Here is a 1,143-nt window from a genome sequence, read left to right as displayed (position 1 = left end):
AATACGAGCGAAAAACTCTAACTACAAACGGCGGGAAAATCGGGTTTCAGAGCAGTCACGTATCGTCGCGATTCTAATGATGTGCTACGCGCGGACATTACGAATGGTATCTGGCTATGCCGCAACTGCCACAAGATGGTCGACAACGACGAAAGGCGGCACTCGGAAGATCTGCTTTTACAATGGCGGGAGCAACACGAGAGATTTGTCTCCGAACGAGTTGGTAAACCAGGGGAAGACTTGCAACGCCGTTTGTTGGAGGAAGAACTTGCGCCCTTTCAGGACAAACCACCGTTTGTGCGTCGACTTTTGATCGATAAGCCGCCGGGTTGGGAGTGGCGGTTAACCGCAGAGTTGTTTCGACACTACAATACAGAGATTTTTGAGAACCTAGAGGACCTCAACAGCGGCCGTTATCTACGCCAACTCTCATTCCTTGATGAGGCTTCTGCTATTGTTTGGATAGATCAGAAGATCAGCGAAATGCAGGAGATATTCGGTCCCGTTGACGGCCTACTGAAACGCCTCACAAAGAGCTGGGGAGAACCGGGCGAACCCGCTGACGTACGCGCAATGAACCGGTCCGTTGTCTTGATCCGTGATTGGCTTGCGCATGTGTTACAGTTCGAAGAGTCCATAAGATTTACAAGGCTACCGGAAAACTTCCAAAGACTTCACGAGCTCTTGGAAGACGTTGTAGGCTCTCAGGCGCGGAAGCTGGAGGAGCTTCCCGCAGAGCTGGACCAGATGGTGGCCATGATTGACACAGATCACGGCGGCACATTGGAGAAGCCTTTGATTATCAAGAAGACGATAGAAGTGGTTCTACCAGACAGATGGCCGGAGAACTTCAATAGGGAGTACCAAAAAGTCACGGGAACATACCTTGGTCTCCAAGAGGCCGAAGCTAAGCGGATTGTCCGACCGTTCGCATGGCTCTATTTTTTGATCTTCTTTTTTGTGGCTTTTTTTGTCGTTTCATCGCTCCTCGGGAGCATGCCGTAGGCGCTTTGCGGACCGGAACCAATGGCAGCCTTTGCCTCCAGACAACTCTGGTTCGCACCCGCAGCGAATGACCGCTTCCCGCCGATTCTGTGGAAAAACAACGTGTTGCTGGTGCAGAGAGTTTTGCTCTGAACGAGA

Annotated in this window: 1 protein-coding gene; it reads left to right on the top strand. The window is 51.4% G+C overall.

Going from position 1 to position 1,143, the window contains the following annotated elements; all coding sequences use genetic code 11:
* Nucleotides 1-135: 135 nt before the first annotated feature.
* Nucleotides 136-1,005, top strand: coding sequence for a hypothetical protein (locus GTF44_RS21950; RefSeq protein ID WP_171563539.1), 870 nt, complete (start codon nucleotides 136-138; stop codon nucleotides 1,003-1,005).
* Nucleotides 1,006-1,143 lie beyond the last annotated feature (138 nt).

Origin of the sequence: Roseobacter sp. HKCCD6576-2, assembly GCF_013179285.1 — a bacterium.
GTDB lineage: Bacteria > Pseudomonadota > Alphaproteobacteria > Rhodobacterales > Rhodobacteraceae > Rhodophyticola > Rhodophyticola oceani.
The sequence above is the reverse complement of the archived record's forward strand: the minus strand, read 5'-3'. Positions and strand labels throughout refer to the sequence as shown.